Origin of the sequence: Pseudomonas sp. CG7, assembly GCF_023701885.1 — a bacterium.
GTDB lineage: Bacteria > Pseudomonadota > Gammaproteobacteria > Pseudomonadales > Pseudomonadaceae > Aquipseudomonas > Aquipseudomonas zanjanensis.
This window is the reverse complement of the sequence record NZ_JABAEE010000091.1, coordinates 1-24173: the sequence shown is the minus strand read 5'-3', so window position 1 is coordinate 24173 and position 24173 is coordinate 1. Positions and strand designations below refer to the sequence as shown.

General features: G+C 60.7%; 20 protein-coding genes. 2 read left to right on the top strand and 18 right to left on the bottom strand.

Features of this window, described 5'->3' with window-relative positions:
* The 18 genes from tilS to rpsB form a co-directional block, all read right to left on the bottom strand.
* Positions 1–514, bottom strand: a 514-nt coding sequence (gene tilS / locus HGO40_RS26355) for a tRNA lysidine(34) synthetase TilS (protein ID WP_250965425.1), incomplete at its 3' end; no start/stop codon positions are given.
* A 132-nt stretch (positions 515–646) separates the two neighbouring features.
* Entirely contained in the window at positions 647–1594 is a 948-nt protein-coding gene (locus tag HGO40_RS26350; protein ID WP_250965424.1) for an acetyl-CoA carboxylase carboxyltransferase subunit alpha, read from the bottom strand.
* Between the two features lie 149 nt (positions 1595–1743).
* A complete protein-coding gene (gene dnaE / locus HGO40_RS26345) occupies positions 1744–5265 on the bottom strand; it encodes a DNA polymerase III subunit alpha (protein WP_250965426.1) in 3522 nt (1173 codons plus the stop codon).
* 192 nt (positions 5266–5457) lie between these two features.
* Positions 5458–6111 carry a ribonuclease HII gene (gene rnhB, locus HGO40_RS26340; RefSeq protein WP_250965423.1) on the bottom strand — a complete coding sequence of 218 codons (654 nt, stop codon included), beginning with the start codon at positions 6109–6111 and terminating at the stop codon, positions 5458–5460.
* Positions 6108–7238, bottom strand: a complete 1131-nt coding sequence (lpxB, locus tag HGO40_RS26335; RefSeq protein WP_250965422.1) for a lipid-A-disaccharide synthase — start codon at positions 7236–7238, stop codon at positions 6108–6110. Before lpxB ends, rnhB begins: the two co-directional genes overlap by 4 nt.
* A 2-nt stretch (positions 7239–7240) precedes the next feature.
* Entirely contained in the window at positions 7241–8017 is a 777-nt protein-coding gene (lpxA, locus tag HGO40_RS26330; protein WP_186705503.1) for an acyl-ACP--UDP-N-acetylglucosamine O-acyltransferase, read from the bottom strand.
* On the bottom strand, positions 8014–8454 hold the full coding sequence (gene fabZ, locus HGO40_RS26325; RefSeq protein ID WP_003184897.1) for a 3-hydroxyacyl-ACP dehydratase FabZ: 441 nt from the start codon (positions 8452–8454) through the stop codon (positions 8014–8016). The genes lpxA and fabZ overlap by 4 nt, the downstream gene beginning before the upstream one ends.
* A 105-nt stretch (positions 8455–8559) precedes the next feature.
* Positions 8560–9615 (bottom strand): UDP-3-O-(3-hydroxymyristoyl)glucosamine N-acyltransferase, encoded by a 1056-nt coding sequence (lpxD, locus tag HGO40_RS26320; protein WP_186705502.1) that lies wholly within the window; start codon positions 9613–9615, stop codon positions 8560–8562.
* Between the two features lie 3 nt (positions 9616–9618).
* Positions 9619–10122 carry an OmpH/Skp family outer membrane protein gene (locus HGO40_RS26315; RefSeq protein ID WP_250965421.1) on the bottom strand — a complete coding sequence of 168 codons (504 nt, stop codon included), beginning with the start codon at positions 10120–10122 and terminating at the stop codon, positions 9619–9621.
* A gap of 45 nt (positions 10123–10167) precedes the next feature.
* The gene (gene bamA / locus HGO40_RS26310; protein ID WP_250965420.1) at positions 10168–12555 is read right to left on the bottom strand and encodes an outer membrane protein assembly factor BamA; all 2388 of its coding nucleotides are present in this window, start codon (positions 12553–12555) and stop codon (positions 10168–10170) included.
* A 74-nt stretch (positions 12556–12629) separates the two neighbouring features.
* Positions 12630–13982, bottom strand: a complete 1353-nt coding sequence (rseP, locus tag HGO40_RS26305; RefSeq protein WP_250965419.1) for an RIP metalloprotease RseP — start codon at positions 13980–13982, stop codon at positions 12630–12632.
* A 52-nt stretch (positions 13983–14034) separates the two neighbouring features.
* Positions 14035–15225: a 1-deoxy-D-xylulose-5-phosphate reductoisomerase gene (gene ispC, locus HGO40_RS26300; protein ID WP_250965418.1), complete on the bottom strand. Its 1191-nt coding sequence runs from the start codon at positions 15223–15225 to the stop codon at positions 14035–14037.
* Entirely contained in the window at positions 15222–16028 is an 807-nt protein-coding gene (locus HGO40_RS26295) for a phosphatidate cytidylyltransferase (RefSeq protein ID WP_250965417.1), read from the bottom strand. Before HGO40_RS26295 ends, ispC begins: the two co-directional genes overlap by 4 nt.
* Complete coding sequence (uppS, locus tag HGO40_RS26290) at positions 16028–16783, bottom strand: polyprenyl diphosphate synthase (protein ID WP_186705497.1); 756 nt, start codon at positions 16781–16783, stop codon at positions 16028–16030. The genes HGO40_RS26295 and uppS overlap by 1 nt, the downstream gene beginning before the upstream one ends.
* 13 nt (positions 16784–16796) lie before the next feature.
* Positions 16797–17354, bottom strand: coding sequence for a ribosome recycling factor (frr, locus tag HGO40_RS26285; protein WP_060739001.1), 558 nt, complete (start codon positions 17352–17354; stop codon positions 16797–16799).
* Complete coding sequence (gene pyrH, locus HGO40_RS26280) at positions 17351–18094, bottom strand: UMP kinase (protein ID WP_186705496.1); 744 nt, start codon at positions 18092–18094, stop codon at positions 17351–17353. The genes frr and pyrH overlap by 4 nt, the downstream gene beginning before the upstream one ends.
* Positions 18095–18306: 212 nt before the next feature.
* Positions 18307–19170 carry a translation elongation factor Ts gene (gene tsf, locus HGO40_RS26275; protein WP_024619613.1) on the bottom strand — a complete coding sequence of 288 codons (864 nt, stop codon included), beginning with the start codon at positions 19168–19170 and terminating at the stop codon, positions 18307–18309.
* Between the two features lie 195 nt (positions 19171–19365).
* The gene (rpsB, locus tag HGO40_RS26270; RefSeq protein WP_003198231.1) at positions 19366–20103 is read right to left on the bottom strand and encodes a 30S ribosomal protein S2; all 738 of its coding nucleotides are present in this window, start codon (positions 20101–20103) and stop codon (positions 19366–19368) included.
* 374 nt (positions 20104–20477) lie between these two features.
* Between rpsB and map the strand changes: the two genes are divergently transcribed.
* Positions 20478–21260 carry a type I methionyl aminopeptidase gene (gene map / locus HGO40_RS26265; protein ID WP_250965416.1) on the top strand — a complete coding sequence of 261 codons (783 nt, stop codon included), beginning with the start codon at positions 20478–20480 and terminating at the stop codon, positions 21258–21260.
* A gap of 52 nt (positions 21261–21312) precedes the next feature.
* The gene (locus HGO40_RS26260; RefSeq protein WP_250965415.1) at positions 21313–24015 is read left to right on the top strand and encodes a [protein-PII] uridylyltransferase; all 2703 of its coding nucleotides are present in this window, start codon (positions 21313–21315) and stop codon (positions 24013–24015) included.
* Positions 24016–24173: the final 158 nt, after the last annotated feature.

Genomic DNA, 24173 nt, shown 5'->3' with positions numbered 1-24173 from the left:
CCCGCCCCCCGCGGCACACATCGACCAACCGCCGCAGCAGCTGCCCCTCGCCCACTGGACGGTCCCCTGGCATCGCCGCCAGCCCCCTCACCCCCGCCCCCCGCAGCAGGCGAAACAATAGAGTCTCTGCCTGATCATCACGATGTTGGGCGGTGAGCAGCACTTCATGGCTGCCGATCGCCGCGACGAAGGCGGCGTAACGCGCCTCACGGGCGGCGCGCTCGACACTGGCGCCGGGACGCACGTGCACATTCACTACGTCCAACGGCACGCCCAGGGCCGCACAGACCGAACGGCAATGCTCCGGCCACGCATCGGCCACAGCCTGAAGGCCGTGATGCACATGGATGGCGCTCAGCGCGGGCAAGGCGTGGTGTTGCGAAAGGGTCGCGAGCAGGTGCAGCAGGACGGTGGAGTCGAGGCCACCGGAGAAGGCGATGCGCCAGGTAGCGGCGTTGCGCCAGGGGGATAACTGTGTGAGTAGCCGGGTTGGCAGATCCGCGCTTGAGTTCATAGGAGTCAGCCTTGTCACAAACAACTGTGGGAGCGAGCCTGCTCGCGAAAGCGGTGTATCAGTCAACTCATCCGTTGAATGTTAATCCGCTTTCGCGAGCAGGCTCGCTCCCACATGGGTGTTGCAGTTCGATCAGAGACCGTAGCTCATCAACCGCTCATAGCGACGAGTCAGTAGCGCGTCGTTGTCGAACTTCTTGAGCATCGACAGCTGCGAACTCAGCTCCGCACGGATCAGTGCAGCGGCTGCGGCTGGGTCGCGATGGGCGCCGCCCACTGGCTCGTTGATCACTTTATCAACGATGCCCAGCCCCTTGAGACGCTCGGCGGTAATGCCCATGGCTTCGGCGGCATCCGGCGCCTTCTCGGCGGTTTTCCACAGGATCGAGGCGCAGCCTTCCGGCGAGATCACCGCGTAAGTGGAGTATTGCAGCATGTGCAGCTGGTCGCAGACACCGATGGCCAACGCACCGCCGGAACCGCCCTCGCCAATCACGGTGGCAATGATCGGGGGTTTCAGCCGCGCCATGACGCGCAGGTTCCAGGCAATCGCTTCGCTCTGGTTGCGCTCTTCGGCATCGATGCCTGGGTAGGCACCCGGGGTGTCGATGAAAGTCAGGATCGGCATCTTGAAGCGCTCGGCCATTTCCATCAGGCGGCACGCCTTGCGGTAGCCTTCCGGACGCGGCATGCCGAAGTTGCGGCGTACCTTCTCACGCACTTCGCGACCTTTCTGATGACCGATGACCATCACCGGCTGGTCGTCCAGGCGAGCAACGCCGCCGACGATCGCGGCGTCGTCGGAGAAGTGACGGTCGCCGTGCAGCTCATCGAACTCGGTGAAGATGTGGTCGATGTAGTCCAGGGTGTAGGGACGACGTGGGTGCCGCGCCAGGCGGGCAATCTGCCAACTGGTCAGCTTGCCGAAGATGTCTTCGGTCAGCGTGCGGCTTTTGTCCTGCAGACGAGAGATTTCATCGCCGATATTCAGCGAATTGTCATTACCGACCAAGCGCAACTCTTCGATCTTGGCTTGCAGGTCGGCGATCGGCTGTTCGAAATCTAGAAAATTCGGGTTCATAGGCGTCCGTCTAGGGTCGACGTCCAAGAGAGCTTGGGCCGGCCGGTTGTCTATTCGCGCCTACCTTAAGGGAGAGGCGCGTTCAGGTCGAGATTAAAAATTCGGGTCGAGATCAGGGGTTTTCCGCTTTCAACAGTGGCCCCTGGCCGTCAACGGTATTGGAGGAAGACGTTGTCTTTGCCGAACTGGTCACGCAAGGCTTGAATCAACGCATCCGCCGGATCGATCCGCCAGCCTTCGCCGAACTGCAGCACGGCCTTGGCATCGGGGCGTACGTACTCCATGGTGATCGGGCAAGCACCGCGATGGCGCTTGAACAACTCGCCCAACCAGCGTAGCTGATCACCCTTCAGATCCTGGGTCTGCAACTTCAGGCGCAGGCTCTCGGCCAGGTTGGTGCGGGCATCCTCCATGCTCATCACCCGCTTGACCCGCAGCCGCAGGCCACCGGAGAAGTCATCGTTACTGACCTCGCCTTCCACCACCACCATCGCGTCGGTCTGCAACAACGACTGCGCCGAATGGAACGCATCGGCGAACAGTGACGCCTCGATACGCCCGGAGCGGTCGTCGAGGGTAATGAAGCCCATCTTGTCGCCCTTTTTGTTCTTCATTACCCGCAGGGCGATGATCATGCCGGCGACGGTCTGGGTGTCGCGCGCCGGCTTGAGGTCAATGATGCGCTGGCGGGCGAAACGGCGGATCTCGCCTTCGTATTCGTCGATCGGGTGACCGGTCAGGTACAGGCCCAAGGTGTCTTTTTCACCCTTGAGACGTTCCTTGAGCGTCAGTTCCTTGGCCTTGCGATGGTTGCCGTAGACATCGGCGTCCTCCTCGACGAACAGCCCGCCAAACAGGTCGGCGTGGCCGCTGTCGTGGGTGCGGGCGGTCTGTTCGGCGGCCTTGATCGCTTCTTCCATCGCCGCCAGCAGCACCGCGCGGTTGCGGTCGATGTTGGCCTGGTAGGCCTTCGGCTCATCGTGAAAGTAAGGGCCCAGCCGGTCCAGGGCGCCACTGCGGATCAAACCGTCGAGGGTGCGTTTATTGATGCGCTTGAGGTCGACCCGGGCGCAGAAATCGAACAGATCCTTGAACGGCCCATCCTGGCGCGCTTCGGTGATGGCTTCCACCGGCCCCTCGCCCACGCCCTTGATCGCGCCGAGGCCATAGATGATCCGGCCCTCGTCGTTCACCGTGAACTTGAACTCCGAAGCGTTCACGTCCGGCGCGTCGAGGCGCAGCTTCATGGTCCGCACTTCTTCGATCAAGGTCACGACCTTGTCGGTGTTGTGCATATCCGCCGACAGTACCGCCGCCATGAACGGCGCCGGGTAATGCGCTTTCAGCCACGCGGTCTGGTACGACACCAGGCCATAGGCGGCGGAGTGGGATTTGTTGAAGCCGTAGCCGGCGAATTTTTCCACCAGGTCGAAGATGTTACCGGCCAGGTCAGGGTCGATACCGTTGGTCGCGCAACCTTCAATGAAACCGCCGCGCTGCTTGGCCATTTCCTCGGGCTTTTTCTTACCCATGGCCCGGCGCAGCATGTCCGCGCCGCCGAGGGTGTAACCGGCCATGACCTGGGCAATCTGCATCACCTGTTCCTGATACAGGATGATGCCGTAGGTCGGTGCCAATACCGGTTTCAAGCCTTCGTACTGATAATCCGAGTGCGGGTAGGCCAGCTCGGCGCGACCGTGCTTACGGTTGATGAAGTCATCCACCATGCCCGATTGCAGAGGCCCCGGACGGAACAGGGCCACCAGTGCGATCAAGTCTTCCAGGCAGTCGGGCTTGAGCTTTTTTATCAGCTCCTTCATGCCCCGGGATTCAAGCTGGAACACCGCCGTGGTTTCGGCTTTTTGCAGCAGGCTGTAGGTCGGTTTGTCATCCAGCGGGATGAAGGCAATGTCCAATGGTTCTTCGCCGACCTTGGCCCGGTCGCGGTTGATGGTCTTCAGCGCCCAGTCAATGATCGTCAGGGTCCGCAGGCCGAGGAAGTCGAACTTCACCAGGCCTGCCGCCTCGACGTCGTCCTTGTCGAACTGGGTCACCAGGCCGTCGCCTTCTTCGTCGCAATAGATCGGCGAGAAGTCCGTCAGCTTGGTCGGCGCGATCACCACGCCACCGGCGTGCTTGCCGACGTTACGCACCACGCCTTCGAGCTTGCGGGCCATCTCCCAGATTTCCGCGGCCTCTTCGTCGACCTTGATGAAGTCCCGCAGGATTTCTTCCTGCTCGTAGGCTTTCTCCAGGGTCATGCCGACTTCGAACGGAATCATCTTCGACAGGCGATCCGCCAAACCGTAGGACTTGCCCTGCACCCGCGCCACGTCACGCACCACCGCCTTGGCGGCCATGGAACCGAAGGTGATGATCTGGCTCACCGCGTTGCGGCCGTACTTCTCGGCCACGTAGTCGATCACGCGGTCGCGACCGTCCATGCAGAAGTCGACGTCGAAGTCGGGCATGGAGACCCGTTCCGGGTTGAGGAAACGTTCGAACAGCAGGTCATATTCCAGCGGGTCGAGGTCGGTGATCTTTTGCACGTAGGCCACCAGGGACCCGGCACCCGATCCACGGCCAGGACCCACCGGCACGCCGTTGTTCTTGGCCCACTGGATGAAGTCCATCACGATCAGGAAGTAACCGGGGAAGCCCATCTGGATGATGATATCCAGTTCGAAATTCAACCGATCGACATAGACCTGGCGCTTGGCTTCGTAGTCTTCGGTGGTGTCCTTGGGCAACAGGACGCTAAGGCGCTCTTCGAGACCGTCGAAGGACACCTTGCGGAAATATTCATCGATGGTCATGCCATCGGGAATCGGGAAGTTGGGCAGGAAGTGCTTGCCCAGCTTCACTTCGATGTTGCAGCGCTTGGCGATCTCGACGGTGTTTTCCAGCGCCTCGGGCAGGTCGCTGAACAACTCGGCCATTTCCTCGGCGCTCTTGAGGTATTGCTGATTGCTGTAGTTCTTTGACCGACGCGGGTCGTCGAGGGCGCGGCCCTCACCGATGCAAACCCGTGTTTCGTGGGCTTCGAAATCTTCCTGCTTGATGAACCGCACATCGTTGGTCGCCACCAGCGGCGCGCCGATCTTGTCGGCCAGGGCCACGGCGGCGTGCAGGTGTTCTTCGTCATTGGGGCGGTTGGTGCGCTGCACTTCGATGTAGAAGCGATCCGGGAACACCGCCATCCAGTCGCGGGCCAGGGTCTCGGCTTCCTCGGGGTTGCCGCTGAGCAGGGCCAGGCCGATTTCACCTTCCTTGGCCGCGGACAGCATAATCAGCCCTTCGCTGGCCTCGGCCACCCACTCGCGCTCGATGATGATCGAGCCGTTGCGCTGGCCGTCGATAAAGCCGCGGGAGATCAACTCGGTGAGGTTGCGATAACCAAGGGCGTTCATCACCAACAGGCTGATCCGGCTCAGCGGCGCGTCCGGGTCCTTGTTTGACAGCCACAGGTCCGCGCCACAGATCGGCTTGATCCCGGCGCCCATGGCAGCCTTGTAGAACTTGACCAGCGAACACATGTTGTTCTGGTCGGTGACCGCCACGGCAGGCATGTTCATGCCCACCAGGGTCTTGACCAGGGGCTTGATCCGCACCAGACCGTCGACCAGGGAGTATTCAGTGTGCAGGCGTAGATGAACGAATGAAGCCGGCATAGTGATCATGCGTTAAGTCATGAAAACAACAAGGCCCGGATTGTACCGGGCCTTGGGTAAAACATCAGCCAGCAACCCATTCTCTTGAGGATTGAACCCGTGGCGAGGGAGCTTGCTCCCGCTTGGGTGCGAAGCGCCCATAAGAAGGGGGGCTGCTGCGCAGCCCAGCGGGAGCAAGCCCCCGCGCCACGATCAGGTGAACCCCTCGCTTTCGATCAACCCATCACGGGCCTCATAAGCCAGCCTAACCGGGGCAAACGATCGCCGATGAATAGGCGTTGGCCCAAGGCGCGCCAGGGCTTCGAGGTGCACGGGGGTCGGGTAGCCCTTGTGGCTGCCGATGCCGTAGCCCGGGTAGATCAGCTCGAAGGCGCTCATTTCCCGGTCACGGCTGACCTTGGCCAGGATTGAGGCCGCGGCGATGGCCGGTACCTTGCCGTCGCCCTGGATGACCGCCTCGGCGCGCATCGACAGTTTCGGGCAGCGATTGCCATCGATCATCGCCAGCTTCGGCGTGATATGCAGCCCTTGCACGGCACGCTGCATGGCGAGCATGGTGGCGTGCAGGATATTGAGTTCATCGATTTCTTCGACTTCGGCCCGGGCGATGCACCAGCTCAGGGCCTTCTCGCAGATTTCGTCATAGAGCTTTTCGCGACGAGCCTCCGTGAGTTTCTTCGAATCGTTCAGGCCGAGGATTGGCCGCTTCGGGTCGAGAATCACCGCCGCCGTCACCACCGCGCCACACAAAGGGCCGCGCCCCACCTCATCGACACCGGCCACCAGCTCTTCCACTTCGGCGACCAGGTTGAAGTCCAGGCCCATCTGTAGCTTTACGTTGCTCATGGTTTTGCGCCAATCAGGGTCAGTACCGCGTCAGCCGCCTGGTTGGAGGCATCGCGACGCAGGGTACGATGGATTTCGTCAAAGCCCCGGGTCTGTTCCTCGCCGCCATCGATCAAGGGCAACAGCGTAGTGGCCAGCGCCTCGGCGGTCGCATCGTCTTGCAGCAGTTCCGGCACCAACAGACGCTGGGCCAGCAGGTTCGGCAAGGAGACGTAGGGGCTCTTGACCATGCGCTTGAGAATCCAGAATGTCAGCGGTGCCAAGCGATAGGCAACCACCATCGGGCGTTTGAACAGCAACGCCTCAAGGGTAGCCGTACCGGAGGCAATCAACACGGCGTCACAGGCCGCCAGTGCGTCATGGGAGCGACCGTCGAGCAACGTCACCGGCAAATCGCGACCGTCCAACAGGGCTTCCAGTTGGACGCGACGCTGCGCACTGGCACACGGCAGAACAAACCGCACACCGGGGCGCAGCGCCAAGAGGCGTTCAGCGGCGTCGAAGAACAAGCCACCCAGGCGACTCACTTCGCCGCCCCGACTGCCGGGCATCAAGGCCACCAGCGGTCCTTCGAGCAGGCCCAACGCCTGGCGAGCGGCCTCGCGGTCGGCTTCCAGGGGAATGGTGTCGGCCAAGGTGTGCCCGACAAACCGCACCGGCCCGCCCTTTTCTTCGTAGAACCGAGCTTCGAACGGCAGCAGCGTCAGCATCAGGTCGCAGCCTTCGCGGATCTTCAGCACGCGCTTCTGCCGCCAGGCCCAGACCGACGGGCTGACGTAGTGCACGGTCTTGATCCCGGCCTGACGCAACTTGAGCTCGATGTTGAGGGTGAAATCCGGCGCATCGATGCCGATGAACACATCCGGTTTTTCGTCGATCAAGGTCTGGATCAGCTTCTTGCGTCGAGCCAGCAGCTCACGCAGGCGACCGAGCACTTCCACCAGGCCCATCACCGACAGGCGCTCCATCGGGAAATAGGAGGTCAGGCCCTCGGCCTGCATCAACGGCCCGCCGACGCCGATGAACTCCACCGCGGGGTGCTGCGCCTTGAGCGCTCGCATCAGACCCGCGCCCAGAATGTCACCGGAAGCCTCTCCCGCCACCAGTGCAACGCGCACGTTAGCCATAGTCAGCGAGTGATGCCGCGGGTCGAAGACTGGATGGAATCGCGGAAAATCGCGACTTCCGGGTGCTGTGCCGAAGCCTCTGCCAGTTCGGCGAGCGCCTGCTCGACGGTCAGGCCCTGGCGGTACACCACCTTGTAGGCACGGCGCAGCGCGGTAATTGCCTCTTCGCTGAACCCCCGACGTCGCATGCCTTCGAAGTTCATGCTGCGGGCTTCAGCAGGATTGCCGAACACCGTGACATAGGCCGGGACATCCTTGCCGATGGCGGTGCCCATGCCGGAAAAGCTGTGGGCGCCGATATGGCAATACTGGTGCACCAGGGTGAACCCGGACAGGATCGCCCAATCGTCCACGTGCACATGACCGGCCAACGCGGTGTTGTTGACCAGGATGCAATGGTTGCCAATCACGCTGTCGTGGCCGATATGTGCGTAAGCCATGATCAGGTTGTGGTCGCCCAGGGTCGTTTCGGAACGGTCCTGGACAGTGCCACGGTGAATCGTCACGCCTTCGCGGATCACGTTGTGATCGCCAATGACCAGGCGGGTTTCTTCACCTTTGTACTTGAGATCGGGCGTGTCCTCGCCTACCGAGGAAAACTGGTAGATGCGATTGTGACGACCAATCCGGGTCGGTCCCTTGAGAATTACGTGGGGACCGATCACCGTACCCTCGCCGATTTCCACACCTGCGCCGATAATCGACCACGGGCCGACCTCGACATCGGCGGCCAGGACGGCCGTCGGATCGATGATTGCGCGAGGGTCAATCAAACTCATAGTTTGCGTTCCGCACAGATGATTTCAGCGGAGCAGACTGGCTTGCCGTCGACCGAAGCCTGGCATTCGAATTTCCAGATCTGGCGCTTGCAGCTGATGAACTTGGCTTCGAGGATCAATTGATCGCCCGGAGTGACCGGCTGGCGGAAGCGCAGCTTGTCGGAACCGACGAAGTAGTAGAGCGTGCCGTCGGCAGGCTTTACGTCGAGCATTTTGAAACCAAGGATCCCGGCAGCCTGGGCCATCGCCTCGATGATCAATACGCCCGGCATGATTGGGTGCGCGGGGAAGTGACCATTGAAGAACGGCTCGTTGATGCTGACATTCTTATAGGCGCGAATGCGCTTGCCTTCAACGTCCAGGTCCACCACCCGATCCACCAGCAGGAACGGGTAACGGTGAGGCAGGTATTCGCGAATCTCGTTGATGTCCATCATTTCGGGGGGAAGCCTATGTAAAGATTGGGAGCGCACGAGTGACGCGCACTCCGCTAGCAAATCAAGATGCCCTAACGGCTGTGCACACTTGATATGGAAATGGTATCAGCCATCTGATGAAGCATTACCGCCAGGGGTCACGTCCCCTACACGCTTTTCCACCTGCTTGAGGCGCCGCGCGATGTCGTCGAGCTGGCGGATACGCGCCGCGCTCTTGCGCCATTCGGCTGCCGGCTGCATGGCTGTGCCGGAAGAATAGGCACCCGGCTCGGTAATCGAGTGGGTCACCATGGTCATCCCGGTCAGGAACACGTTGTCACAGATATCGATATGGCCCACCAGGCCTACGCCACCGGCGAGCATGCAATGCTTGCCGATCTTGGTGCTGCCGGAGATGCCCACGCAGGCGGCCATGGCGGTGTGGTCACCGACCTGGACGTTGTGGGCAATCTGGATCTGGTTGTCGAGCTTGACGCCATTGCCGATGACCGTGTCGGCCAAGGCACCGCGGTCGATCGCAGTGTTGACGCCGATCTCCACGTCATCGCCAATGGTGACACCGCCGATCTGGGCGATCTTCTGCCAGATGCCCTTCTCGTTGGCAAAACCGAACCCTTCACCGCCCAGCACGGCACCGGACTGGATCACCACCCGCTTGCCGATGCGCACGTCGTGATACAGGGTGACCCGCGGTGCCAGCCAGCCGCCTTCGCCGATCTCGCTGCGCGCACCAATGACACAATGGGCGCCCAGCGTGACACCGGCACCGATTCGGGCGGCGCTTTCGATGACCACGAACGGGCCGACGCTGGCCGTGGGGTCAACCACGGCATCTGCGGCGATCACAGCGCTGGGATGAATACCGGCGGCCGATGTCGGCTTGGGATCGAACAGATGGGAAATGCGGGCATACGCCAGGTACGGATCGGGCACGATCAAGGCATCGCCGGCAAACCCATCGGCATCGGCAGCCTTGAGCAACAACGCAGCCGCCCGGCAGTCAGCCAGATACTTGCGGTACTGGGGATTTGCCAGAAAGCTCAACTGAGCTGGGCCAGCCTCTTGCAAAGTGGCTAGCCCAGTAATTGCCTTCTCCGGGTCGCCACGCAGGGTGGCGCCGAGGAACTCGGCCAACTGGCCGAGCTTGATAGTCGCTGTCATGGATTACTTCAGCTGATTCATGCGCTCGATCACTTGGCGCGTGATGTCGTATTGAGGCTTGACATCGATCACTGCGCCACGCTCGAACACCAGGTCAAAACCACCTTTCTTGATGACTTCTTCCACAGCGCTGTCGAGTTTCGGCTTGAGTTGCTTGAGCATTTCGCGGTCGGCAACAGCTTTCGCTTCGTTCAGCTCCTTGGATTGGAACTGGAAGTCACGGGCCTTTTGCTTGATCTCAAGCTCCAGACGTTCGCGCTCACCCTGGGCCATCTTGTCGCCACCGGCGACCAGACGGTCCTGGATACCCTTGGCGCTGCTTTCCAGGCCCTTGAGCTTGGTCAGTTGCGGACCGAACTTTTTCTCGGCATCCACGGCGTATTTCTTCGCCGCGTCGGATTCCAGCAGGGCCATCTGATAATTCAGCACGGCAATCTTCATGTCGGCAAAAGCCGGACCGGCAACCAGTACGGTCGCCAGGAGAACCAATTGAGTCAACTTACGCACGATGCACTCCTACAAAATCCATTGTCGTTATCTTGGGCCGGACGCTTAGAACGTCTGGCCGAGGGAGAATTGGAACACTTGGGTTTCAGCGTCATCCGGTTTCTTGATCGGCATCGCCAACGCGAAGCTCAAGGGACCCAGTGCGGTGACCCAGGTCACGCCCACACCGACGGAGCTGGCCAGGTTGCTCAGACTGATGTCGTTGCACTCTGCGTTGGATGACGTGCCATTGTTGTTGGTAGGTTTATCGCAACTGGAGTCGAATACGTTACCCACGTCCCAGAATACCGAGGTACGCAGAGAGCGCTGATCCTTGACGAACGGCATGGGGAACAGCAATTCAACCCCGCCCTGAATCAGGACGTTACCACCGAATGGCAGCGGATCCTGATCCGGGTCCCGGATGGTCCCCTGGTTGCCAGTCTCAGCTGCACCGCGACTCGGCGTACTGCGTGGGCCTAAGGTACTGTCCTTGAAGCCACGTACCGAGTTGAAACCACCGGCGTAGTAGTTCTCGTAGAACGGCAGGCCGTCGGTCGAACCGTAGCCATCGCCATAACCAAGCTCGGTGTGCAGGCGCATGGTGTAGTTGTCAGACAGCGGCTGGAACAGCTGGCCGCGGTAGTCGAGCTTGAAGAACGACAAGTCGCTGCCAGGCGTGGTGGTTTCCAATACCAGGCTCTGGGAACGGCCACGGGTTGCCAGCACACCCTTGTTCAAGGTCGACTCGGACCAACCAACAGACGCTTTGAAGTTCAGGTACTTGTCGCCTTCCTTCTCGACGAAATCGAAGATCTCGTCAACGGTATAGCGGCCAGTGCTGATCTCGTCCTGCTGGGCGGTGAGGCCGAACGTAAGACGCGAAGTCTCGCTGATTGGATAACCCACGTTGACGCCGGCACCCAAGCTGTCTACTGCATAGCTGGAGACATCGGAATCGAGTTCGTCATAGTCGGTGGTGCGGTAGAAGGCGTTGTAGCCCAGGCTCACGCCGTCAGCGGTCCAGTAGGGGTCCACGAAACCGAAGTTGTAGCGGGTCTGGTATTCGCTGCGGGTCAAGCCGATGCTGACCTTGTTACCGGTACCCAGGAAGGTGTTCTGGGTGATCGAGCCGCCGAGGATCAGGCCGGCGCTCTGGGCGAAACCGACGCTGGCGGTGATCGAGCCGGAAGCCTGCTCTTCGACGCTGTAGTTCACATCGACCTGGTCATCGACGCCCGGCACGGCCGGCGTCTCGACGTTGACTTCCTTGAAGAAGCCCAGGCGCTCGAGACGGGTCTTGGACTGGTCGATCAGGTAGGTCGACGCCCAGCCACCTTCCATCTGGCGCATTTCACGGCGCAGCACTTCGTCCTCGGACTTGGTGTTGCCACGGAAGTTGATGCGGTTGACGTAGGCACGCTTGCCCGGGTCCACGGCGAAGGTGATGTCGACGGTATGGTCTTCATCGTGCGGCTGCGGCACGCCGCTGACGTTGGCGAAGGTGTAGCCCTCGTTACCCAGGCGGCGGGTGATCAGCTCGGACGTGGTGGTCATCAGCTTGCGCGAGAACACCTGGCCCTTCTGCACCAGCAGCAGCGATTTGACCTGGTCCTCGGGAACCTTCAGGTCACCGCTGAGCTTGACGTCACGAACGGTGTACTTCTCGCCTTCGTTGACGTTGACAGTGATGTAGACGTGCTTCTTGTCCGGGGTGATGGACACCTGGGTCGAAGCGATGTCCATGTTGATGTAGCCACGGTCCAGGTAGTAGGAACGCAGGCGCTCCAGGTCACCGGAGAGTTTTTCACGGGCGTACTTGTCGTCGTTCTTGAAGAACGACAGCCAGTTGGTGGTCTTGAGTTCGAACAGGTCGATCAGGTCTTCATCCGGGAAAACCGTGTTGCCCACCACGTTGATGTGCTGGATGGCCGCCACGGTGCCTTCGTTGATGTTGACCTTCAGGCCGACGCGGTTGCGCGGCTGCGGCACCACTTCGGTGTCGACGGTGGCCGAGTAGCGGCCCTGGGCGACGTACTGGCGTTGCAGCTCGTTACGCACGCCTTCGAGGGTGGCGCGCTGGAAGATCTCGCCTTCGGCCAGGCCGGACTGCTTGAGGCCTTTCATCAGGTCTTCAGTGGAGATCGCCTTGTTGCCTTCGATCTCGATACTGGCGACCGACGGGCGCTCGACTACCGTGATGACCAGGACATTGCCGTCACGGCCCAGCTGGATATCTTGAAAGAAGCCGGTCTTGAACAGCGCACGCGTGGATTCCACCAGGCGCCGATCATCCGCCTGCTCGCCGACGTTCAACGGCAAGGCACCAAAGACGCTACCCGCGGAAACCCGCTGGAGGCCGTTGACGCGAATATCAGAGATAGTGAAGGACTCGGCGTGAACTTCGGCGATCATCAATACGGTGAGAACCGCAGTTAGCAGCAGACGTTTCATGAAGTCCTTTCTTATTCCAACTGGCAATAAACAAACTGCCGCAAAATGCGGCAGATTCGCAATTCAGCGAAGCGTTACAGACGACCCAGATCGTTGACGAGGGCAAGCAACATGACCCCGACCACCAAGCTGATACCGATCTGTATCCCCCAACCTTGCACCCGATCCGACAAGGGACGACCACGCGCCCACTCGATCAGATAAAACAGCAGATGCCCCCCATCCAGTACCGGGATGGGCAGCAAATTCAGAACCCCCAGGCTAATGCTCAGATAAGCAAGGAAATTCAGGAAATCAGCGACGCCCGACTGGGCAGAAGCGCCCGCCACTTTAGCAATGGTTATCGGTCCACTCAAGTTTTTTACCGAGAGCTCGCCGAACAACATTTTCTTGAGCGAGTCCAGCGTCAGGATGCTCATGGTCCAAGTACGACGCGCACCCTCGCCAATCGCCGCCACAGGGCCGAAACTGACCTCGCGGATCATTTCCGGCGGCCAGGCGCCCGCCTTGACGCCCGCCCCCAGGTAACCGGTCGGCGCCTTGCTTTCGCCACGGGCGGCCAGGGTCACCGGGACGTCGATTGGAGCACCGTCGCGCTCGATGCGCAGCAAAATCTTGGTATCAGGACGTACACGAACCGAATCGACCACCTGCTGCCAGGCGCTGACCGGCTGGCCATCGAGGGCCAGCAACCGATCGCCGGTCTTCAGGCCTGCAGCCTGGGCCGGGCCTTTCGGGTCGAGCTCGGCGAGAACCGGCGGCAACGCCGGACGCCAAGGCTTGATTCCCAGTGAACGGATCGGATCCGGCTCGTCGGCGCCCTTGAGCCAGTTGTCCAGGATCAGTTCGCGCGGCGAATCCACCGTGGAACCCTGCTCGCGCACCATTAACTGCAACGAACCGCTCTCACCCAGGCGACGTACCAGCTGCAGGTTGACCGCTGCCCAGCCCGATGTCGGCTCGCCGTCGATCGCGACGATTTCCTGCCCGGCACCCAGCCCGGCACGAGCGGCAACGCTGCCAGCCTCTACGCCACCGATGACCGGACGCACCTGCTCGCTACCCAGCATCGCAAGGCCCCAGAAAAACACCAGGGCCAGCAGGAAGTTGGCAATCGGTCCCGCCGCGACGATGGCGATACGCTGGCGGACGGTCTTGCGATTGAAGGATTGGTCGAGCTGATCGGCCGGGACTTCGCCTTCGCGCTCGTCAAGCATCTTGACGTAGCCGCCCAACGGAATGGCCGCCACGACGAACTCGGTGCCTTGCTTGTCGTGCCAACGCAGCAATGGCATGCCAAAGCCCACGGAAAAACGCAGGACCTTGACGCCACAGCGACGCGCGACCCAGAAATGACCGAATTCGTGAAAGGTGACCAACACCCCCAGCGCAACCAGGGTGCCGACAATCATATAGAGCGCGCTCATCTGTTTTCTCCGCAATCCTGCCCAGGGCAACCCTGGCTAACGTATCGCAGCTTCAACGCCCGTGGCGCTGCAGCCATTGGCCCGCCAACTCACGAGCCCTGGCATCCGCCGTGAATACCGTATCGAGGTCCTCGACCGAAACCACGGCTTCGAGGTTCAAGACTTCCTCGATGATACTCGCGATCTCGAGATAACGGACACGTCCATCGAGAAACGCGGCACCGGCCACCTCATTGGCAGCGTTAAGCATGGCCGGTGCACTGTTGCCCGCCTCGGCCGCCTGGCGCGCCAGGCGCAGGCAGGGGAAGCGCTGCTCATCGGGCGCCTGGAAATCCAGGCGCGCGATGGCGAACAAATCCAGCGGCGCAACGCCCGAGTCGATGCGCTCCGGCCAGGCCAGGGCGTTGGCGATCGGCGTGCGCATGTCCGGGTTGCCCAACTGGGCCAGCACCGAGCCATCGACGTAGTCCACCAGGGAGTGAATCACGCTCTGGGGATGAATCACCACCTCGACCTGCGCCGGCTTGGCATCGACCAGCCAGCAGGCCTCGATCAGCTCCAGCCCCTTGATCATCATGCTGGCCGAATCCACCGAGATCTTGCGCCCCATGGACCAGTTCGGGTGCGCACAGGCCTGCTCGGGAGAAACATGCACCAATTCTTCCAGCGGCGTCTGCCGGAACGGACCACCGGAGGCCGTCAGCAAAATCCGCCGAACCCCTACCGCGCCGAGACCGCGGGAAAAATCCTGCGGCATGCATTGAAAAATCGCATTGTGTTCGCTGTCGATGGGCAGCAACACCGAGCCGCTTTTGCGTACAGCCTGCATGAACAGTGCGCCGGACATCACCAGCGCTTCTTTATTGGCCAGCAGGATCTTCTTGCCGGCTTCCACCGCCGCCAGCGTCGGACGCAAGCCCGCCGCACCGACGATCGCCGCCATCACGGCGTCGACTTCGGGATCGGAAGCCACTTGGCAGAGGCCCTCCTCCCCTACCAACACGCGGGTTTGCAAGCCGGCTGCGCGCAGATCGTCCTGCAGCGCCCGCGCCACGCCAGCCTCAGGCACCACGGCAAACCGCGGGGTGTGGCGAATGCACAACGCCAGCAATTCACTCAGGCGCGTGAAGCCACTGAGGGCAAACACCTGGTAGCGCTCCGGATGCCGACCGATGACGTCAAGCGTACTCAGGCCAATCGAACCGGTCGCGCCAAGAACAGTGATCTGCTGGGGGCGACTCACGATGCCGCCATCCACAACAGCACCGCAAAGATCGGGATTGCAGCCGTCAGGCTGTCGATGCGATCCAGCACGCCACCGTGACCGGGCAACAGGTTACTGCTGTCCTTGATCCCGGATTGACGCTTGAACATGCTTTCGGTCAGGTCGCCGACCACCGACACAAATACGATCAAGGCCGCGCCAATAAGGCCCATGAACAGTTGCGCGACCGTCCAATCCCGTACGAAACCGACCACCGTGGTGATCACCAGGCTCAGGACCCGGCCACCATAGACCCCTTCCCAGCTCTTGCCAGGACTGACTTTCGGCGCCAGCTTGCGCTTGCCAAAGGCCTTGCCGGAGAAGTAGGCCCCGACATCGGCGCCCCAGACCAACACCATCACGGCCATGATCTGCCAGTTGCCCAGCGGACCTTGCTTGATCCAGATCAGCCCCTGCCAGGCCGGCAGCAGGATCAACAGGCCGATGACCAGCTTGGTCGCCGCGTTGGCCCAGTGATGCGTGGTCCGTGGGTAGGTCAGGACCAGGAAGGTCGCCGTCGCCCACCACAGCACCGCAGCCCCCAGCACCCAAGGCGCGAGGCCGGGCACCACGTACATGATGACCAGCATGGCCGCCACGGCCGCTGCGTAGGCCACCCGCGCCGACTGTGCAGCAAAACCCGCCAGCCGCGCCCACTCCCCGGCGCCCAGGGTCACGACCAGCCCGATGAACAGCGCAAAACCGGCGCCTTCGAGCAGGAAGAAACCACCCAGGGCGATGGGCAACAGGATCAAGGCAGTGATGATTCGTTGTTTAAGCATTAAATCCGGGCTCCAGCTTCGATCTGCTCGCTCGTTTTACCGAAACGTCGCTGACGGGAAGCGAAATCGGCCAATGCGGTGCGCATGGCTTCGTGTTTGAAGTCCGGCCAGAACAGGTCGGAGAAGTACAGCTCGGCATAAGCCAATTGCCAGAGCAGGAAGTTGCTGATGCGATGATCGCCACCGGTCCGGATGCACAGGTCCGGCAACGGCAGGTCACCGGTCGCCAGGCAAGTCTGAAGCAGTTCAGGGGTGATGTCTTCTGGACGCAAGTGCCCGGCCTGGACTTCCCGCGCCAGCCGCTGCGCAGCCTGGGCAATGTCCCATTGGCCACCATAGTTGGCGGCGATTTGCAGGACGAACCGATTGGCACCCGCCGTCGCGGCTTCGGCTTCACGCATCGCAGCCTGCAACTCAGGATGGAAGCGCGAGCGGTCACCGATGATGCGCAAGCTGATCTTGTTATCGCTGAGGCGCTTGGCCTCGCGACGCAGGGCCTTGAGGAACAGGTCCATCAAGGCGCTGACTTCATCCGCCGGGCGCTGCCAGTTCTCGCTGGAGAAGGCGAACAGGGTCAGCACCTCGACCCCTGCCTCGGCGCACACCTCGATGACCGCACGAACAGCGTCGACCCCCGCCTTGTGCCCGGCGACGCCAGGCATAAAGCGTTTCTTGGCCCAGCGGTTGTTGCCGTCCATGATGATCGCCACGTGGCGCGGCACCGCGAACGGCACGGCCTGCTTGGTCTTTTCCATGAAAACGAGACCCTTATACGGCCATCAGGTCTTTTTCTTTCTCGTCCGTGGCCTTGGTGATCTGGGCCTCGGATTCCTTGGTCAGCTTATCGATATCAGCGATGGCACGACGCTCTTCGTCTTCACTGATTTCCTTATCCTTGACCAACTTCTTCAGCTCACCCAACGCGTCACGACGGATATTGCGCACAGCGACACGCGCATCTTCCGCTGCGCTACGAGCTTGTTTGGTGAAGCCTTTGCGCGTCTCCTCGGTGAGGGCCGGCATCGGGATCAGCAGCAGCTCCCCCAGGTTAGTTGGGTTGAGGTTCAGGCCGGCGCTCTGGATCGCCTTGTCTACAGCAGCGAGCATGTTGCGCTCGAAAGCCACGACCTGCAGGGTGCGCGAGTCTTTCACGGTGACGTTGGCAACGCTGCTCAGCGGTGTGTCAGTGCCGTAGTAAGGCACCATGACGCTGCCGAGGATGCTGGGGTGAGCCTTGCCGGTACGAATCTGGCCGAATGCGTGGTTCAGAGAGTCCAGGGATTTCTGCATGCGCTCTTGAGCGTCTTTTTTGATTTCATTGATCATTGTTGAGCTTCCTCGATCAGTGTTCCTTCGGCGCCGCCATGGACGATATTCAGCAGGGCGCCCGGCTTGTTCATGTTAAAGACGCGCAGCGGCATCTTGTGGTCGCGGCACAGGCAGATAGCCGTCAGGTCCATGACACCCAGCTTGCGATCCAGCACTTCATCGTAGGTCAGATGATCGAACTTCTCGGCATGCGGGTCCTTGAACGGGTCAGCGGTATACACGCCATCGACCTTGGTTGCCTTGAGCACGACATCGGCATCGATCTCGATCGCTCGCAGGCAGGCGGCCGAATCCGTGGTGAAGAACGGATTACCGGTACCGGCGGCAAAAATCACCACTTCCTTGGAATTGAGGTGGCGCATGGCTTTGCGGCGGTCGTAGTGATCGGTCACGCCAACCATGGAAATGGCCGACATCACGATGGCCGAGATATTGGCACGCTCCAGCGCGTCGCGCATAGCCAGGGCGTTCATCACAGTGGCCAGCATGCCCATGTGGTCGCCCGTGACCCGATCCATGCCGGCCGCGCTCAGCGCTGCACCGCGGAACAGGTTACCGCCGCCGATGACCAGGCCGACCTGAACGCCGATCCCGACCAGCTGGCCCACTTCCAGGGCCATGCGATCCAGCACTTTCGGATCGATCCCGAACTCTTCCGAGCCCATCAGGGCCTCGCCGCTAAGCTTGAGTAGAATGCGTTTATAGCGAGCCTGATAACCACTGCCCTGCTGAGCCATTGCGAATCTCTCCTGCGGCGTATTTTCAAAATTCTTTGCAGACTGTTTTCAGCCTGCGTTCACTCTAGCCTGACGCTGACACAGCGCCATCGGAACACGGCTTTGTAAGCCAGTTCCGACAGGAAACCAATATAAATCGGCATCCTCATCCAAAAAGAGGCTGCGCGCGTTAAGCGGGCAGCCTCTTCTGGGCGACAGTTATACAAACTGTCTTATTGCTTGCTGGCAGCCAGCTGAGCAGCCACTTCTTCAGCGAAGTTGTCTACTGGCTTCTCGATGCCTTCGCCCACTTTGAAGTAAGTGAAGGAAACGATTTCAGCGCCGCCCTTCTTGGCCAGTTCACCGACCTTGATTTCAGGGTTCTTGACGAACGCCTGCTCAACCAGGCTGGCTTCAGCCAGGAACTTGGTGATACGACCGGCAACCATTTTTTCAACGATTTCGGCAGGCTTGCCTTTGATCTTGTCTTCGTTGAGCTGCATGAACACGGCTTTTTCGCGCTCGATGGCATCAGCGGAAACTTCCGACGGCAGCAGGAACTCAGGGTTGCTGGCAGCGACGTGCATCGCGATGTCCTTGGCCAGCTCGACGTTGCCGCCTTTGAGGGCCACAACAACACCGATCTTGTTGCCGTGCAGGTAAGAACCGACAACATCACCTTCGACACGAACCAGACGACGGATGTTGACGTTTTCGCCTACTTTGGCAACCAGGGCCTCACGAGCCGATTCCTGAGCGGCGATCAGCGGAGCTGCGTCGGTCAGTTTGTCGGCGAATGCTTTTTCGACGCTGGCGGCAACGAATGCCTTGAAGTCGTCTTGCAGGGCCAGGAAGTCAGTCTGCGAGTTGACTTCGATGATAACGGCAGCTTTACCGTCATCCTTGATACCGATAGCGCCTTCAGCAGCAATGTTGCCAGCTTTCTTGGCAGCCTTGATGGCGCCCGAAGCACGCATGTCATCAATGGCTTTTTCGATGTCGCCGCCAGCCTTGGTCAAGGCTTTCTTGCAATCCATCATGCCTTCGCCGGTACGCTCGCGCAGTTCTTTGACCAACGCTGCAGTAATCTCTGCCATTTCAAAATCCTCTTGGATAGGTTTTCAACCATTCCACCCGATCGAACGGGCGATCAATTCTTCCTGGAAAACCACTGCTTATAGGCCGCGGCAGGTTACAAACAAGTCACTGCGCTGGCGGCAAATGGTTTTCGAGGTGGCAAAAAGGGGGCCAAGCCCCCTTTTTGCTTACTGAGTCAACGCCAGGGGCGTCGATTACTCAGCGGCTGCTGCCGGAGCTTCTTCAGCGAAGACTTCGGTGCCGCCGTTAACATTGTTGCGACCACGGATTACAGCGTCAGCCATCGAACCCATGTACAGCTGGATGGCGCGGATGGCGTCATCGTTGCCTGGGATGATGTAGTCAACGCCTTCCGGGCTGCTGTTGGTGTCGACAACGCCGATGACCGGGATACCGAGCTTGTTGGCTTCGGTGATCGCGATGCGCTCGTGGTCAACGTCGATCACGAACAGTGCGTCAGGCAGACCGCCCATGTCCTTGATACCGCCCAGGGAGCGGTCCAGCTTCTCAAGATCGCGAGTGCGCATCAGCGCTTCTTTCTTGGTCAGCTTGGCGAAAGTACCGTCTTCGGACTGGACTTCAAGGTCACGCAGACGCTTGATGGAAGCGCGAATGGTCTTGAAGTTGGTCAGCATGCCGCCCAACCAGCGGTGATCGACGTACGGCGAACCGCAACGTGCTGCTTCTTCAGCAACGATCTTGCCAGCGGAACGCTTGGTGCCGACGAACAGAATCTTGTTTTTGCCCTGGGCCAGGCGCTCTACGAAGGTCAGTGCTTCGTTGAACATCGGCAGGGTTTTTTCAAGGTTGATAATGTGGATCTTGTTACGCGCGCCGAAAATGTACTTGCCCATTTTCGGGTTCCAGTAACGGGTCTGGTGACCGAAGTGCACACCGGCCTTCAGCATATCGCGCATGTTGACTTGGGACATGATAGTTCCTTGATAAGTCGGGTTTGGCCTCCACGTATCCCAATGACCAACCAGCGGCTATATAAGCCGAAGGCACCCAGGTCATCGTGTCGACACGTGTGTGGATTTAAGCTTACGGGGTCATCCCCGGAAAGCGGCGCATTTTATACCACAGCAAGGGCGAAAACGGAACACGGATTCTGAAATCCCGGTGAAGCGCCCTGCCAAAGCCCTTTCATGGGCCATGGATGCACACCCTTATAGAGAGAAGCGATGCATGTGGGCGCGGATTTGCGCTGATCGTCTGTTAGAATCGCCTCTTTCAGGGCCACGCGAGTCATCATCCGCCGCCCATTTCGTTTTGAACAGCGCCGTCGGGCGCAGAGAGAGCCTGTATGACCGTTACCCTCAAGACGCCCGAGGACATCGCCAAAATGCGTGTCGCCGGCAAACTCGCCGCCGAAGTGCTGGAGATGATCGCCGACTACGTCAAGCCGGGCGTGACCACCGAAGAGCTGGACCGCATCTGCCACGACTACATCGTCAACGAGCAGAAAGCCATCCCCGCCCCGCTCAACTACAAAGGCTTCCCGAAGTCGATCTGCACGTCGATCAACCACGTGGTCTGCCACGGCATCCCCAACGAAAAACCGTTGAAGGATGGCGACACCCTGAACATCGACGTCACCGTCATCAAGGACGGCTATCACGGCGACACCAGCCGCATGTTCCATGTCGGCAACGTACCGGAGTGGGCCCAGCGCCTGTCCAAGGTCACCCAGGAATGCATGTACATGGCCATCGAACTGGTGATACCGGGCTGCCGCCTGGGCGACATCGGCGAAGTGATCCAGAAGCATGCGCAGAAGAACGGTTTCTCGGTGGTGCGCGAGTTCTGCGGCCATGGCATCGGCAAGGTGTTCCACGAAGAACCGCAGATCCTGCACTACGGCCGCGCCGGCACCGGCATGGAGCTGCAGGCGGGCATGACCTTCACCATCGAGCCGATGATCAACCAGGGCCGCGCCGACACCAAGGTGCTGGGCGACGGCTGGACCGCCATCACCAAGGACCGCAAGTTGTCGGCCCAGTGGGAACACACCCTGCTGGTCACCGAGACCGGCTACGAAATCTTCACCCTGCGCAGCGATGACACCATTGCGCGCGTTTCCGCCTGATCCGTACCCAGCTATAGATCCAACAGATATAGATAGAAAGGAAAGCCATTCAATGCCGCAGGTGGATCCCGAACTCTTCGACCGCGGCCAGTTCCAGGCTGAACTGGCCCTGAAGGCAAGCCCCATCTCGGCATTCAAGAAGGCCATCCGCCAGGCCCACGAAGTGCTCGACCAGCGCTTTCGCAATGGCCGGGACATTCGTCGGCTGATCGAGGACCGCGCCTGGTTCGTCGATAACATCCTGCAAAAGGCCTGGGAGCAGTTCGATTGGAGCGAGGATGCCGACATCGCCCTGGTGGCGGTGGGCGGCTATGGGCGCGGCGAGCTGCACCCCTACTCCGACATCGACCTGCTGATCCTGCTGGACAGCGCCGATCATGAAATTTTCCGCGACTCCATCGAGCGCTTCCTGACGCTGTTGTGGGACATCGGCCTGGAAGTCGGCCAAAGCGTGCGTTCGGTGCAGGAATGCGCCGACGAGGCCCGCGCCGACCTGACAGTGATCACCAACCTGATGGAAAGCCGCACCGTTGCCGGCCCCGAGCACCTGCGCCAGCGCATGCTCGATGTCACCAGCACGGCGCACATGTGGCCCAGCAAGGACTTTTTCCTGGCCAAGCACGCCGAGCAGAAGGCCCGTCACCACAAGTACAACGACACCGAATACAACCTGGAACCCAACGTCAAGGGCTCGCCCGGCGGGCTGCGGGACATCCAGACGATCCTGTGGGTCGCCCGCCGCCAGTACGGCACGCTGAACCTGCGCGCCCTGGCCGGGGAAGGTTTCCTGGTGGAAAGCGAAAACGCCTTGCTGGCCTCGTCCCAGGAATTCCTGTGGAAGGTCCGCTACGCCCTGCACATGCTCGCCGGGCGCTCCGAGGACCGCCTGCTGTTCGATCACCAGCGCTCCATCGCCGGACTGCTGGGTTTCGAGGGGCAGGATGCCAAGCAGTCCATCGAAAACTTCATGCAGCAGTACTACCGCGTGGTGATGAGCATCGCCCAGCTCAGCGAACTGATCATCCAGCACTTCGAGGAAGTCATCCTCGCCCCCGAGGACGAAGAACCGCCGCTGCCAATCAATTCACGTTTTCAGTTGCACGACGGCTACATCGAAGCGCGTAACGCCAACGTGTTTCGCCGCACGCCCTTCGCCATGCTCGAGATTTTCGTGCTCATGGCCCAGCACCCGGAAATCAAGGGTGTACGCGCCGATACCATCCGCCTGCTGCGGGAAAACCGTCATCTGATCGATGAAGATTTCCGTCACGACATCCGCAACACCAGCCTGTTCATCGAGCTGTTCAAATGCAAGATCGGCGTGCACCGCAACCTGCGCCGGATGAACCGCTACGGGATCCTCGGGCGCTACCTGCCGGAGTTCGGCTTCATCGTCGGGCAGATGCAGCACGACCTGTTCCACATTTATACAGTCGATGCCCACACGTTGAACCTGATCAAGCACCTGCGTAAGTTGCAGTACACCCAGGTGTCGGAGAAATTCCCACTGGCCAGCAAGCTCATGGGCAAGCTGCCCAAGCCCGAGCTGATCTACATGGCTGGGCTGTACCACGACATTGGCAAGGGCCGCCAGGGCGATCACTCCGAGATCGGCGCGGTGGACGCCGAGGCGTTCTGCCAACGCCATCAACTGCCCCTGTGGGACAGCCGGCTGATCGTCTGGCTGGTGCAGAACCATTTGGTCATGTCGACCACCGCCCAGCGCAAGGACTTGTCCGATCCACAGGTCATCCATGACTTCGCCCAGACCGTTGGCGACGAAATACGCCTGGATTATCTCTATGTGCTGACCGTCGCCGATATCAACGCCACCAACCCGACCCTGTGGAACTCCTGGCGTGCGAGCCTGTTGCGCCAGCTCTACACCGAGACCAAGCGGGCCTTGCGCCGCGGCCTGGAAAACCCGGTGGACCGCGAAGAACAGATCCGTCGCACCCAAAGCGCAGCCCTGGACATCCTGGTCCGCGGCGGCACCGACCCGGACGATGTCGAGCAGCTCTGGTCGCAATTGGGCGATGATTACTTCCTGCGCCACACCGCCGGCGACGTGGCCTGGCACAGCGACGCGATCCTGCAGCAACCGGCCGATGGCGGGCCGCTGGTGCTGATCAAGGAAACCACCCAGCGTGAGTTCGAGGGCGGTCCGCAGATCTTCATCTACGCCCCGGACCAGCACGACTTCTTCGCGGTGACGGTGGCGGCGATGGACCAGCTCAACCTCAACATTCATGACGCCCGGGTCATTACGTCCACCAGCCAGTTCACCCTCGACCCCTACATCGAGCTCGACACCGACGGCGACTCGATTGGCGACAACCCGGCGCGGGTCAAGCAGATTCGCGACGGCCTCACCGAGGCCCTGCGCAACCCGGCGGACTACCCGACCATCATCCAGCGCCGGGTGCCGCGCCAGCTCAAGCATTTCGCCTTTGCCCCCCAGGTGACGATCCACAACGACGCCCAGCGCCAGGTCACGGTGCTGGAACTCAGCGCGCCGGATCGCCCGGGCCTGCTGGCGCGGGTCGGCCATATCTTCCTGGAGTTCGACCTGTCGCTGCAAAACGCCAAGATCGCCACCCTCGGCGAACGGGGGGAAGACGTATTTTTCATTACCGACGCTCACAACCAGCCGTTGTCCGATCCGCAACTGTGCAGCCGCTTGCAGGAAGCGATCGTGCAGCACCTGAGCGTCAACCAGGAACCTGATGCCCACCTGACACGCATCAGCATCTGAATCAACAAATTTCCCCCTGTGGGAGCGAGCGTGCTCGCGATGGCGTCGGAACATCCAGATTGATGTTGCCTGAGCCACCGCTATCGCGAGCAAGCTCGCTCCCGCAAGGACCGCGCCCACATTGACGAGGCCCTCAATCGGTCTCTTATCCAGATCTC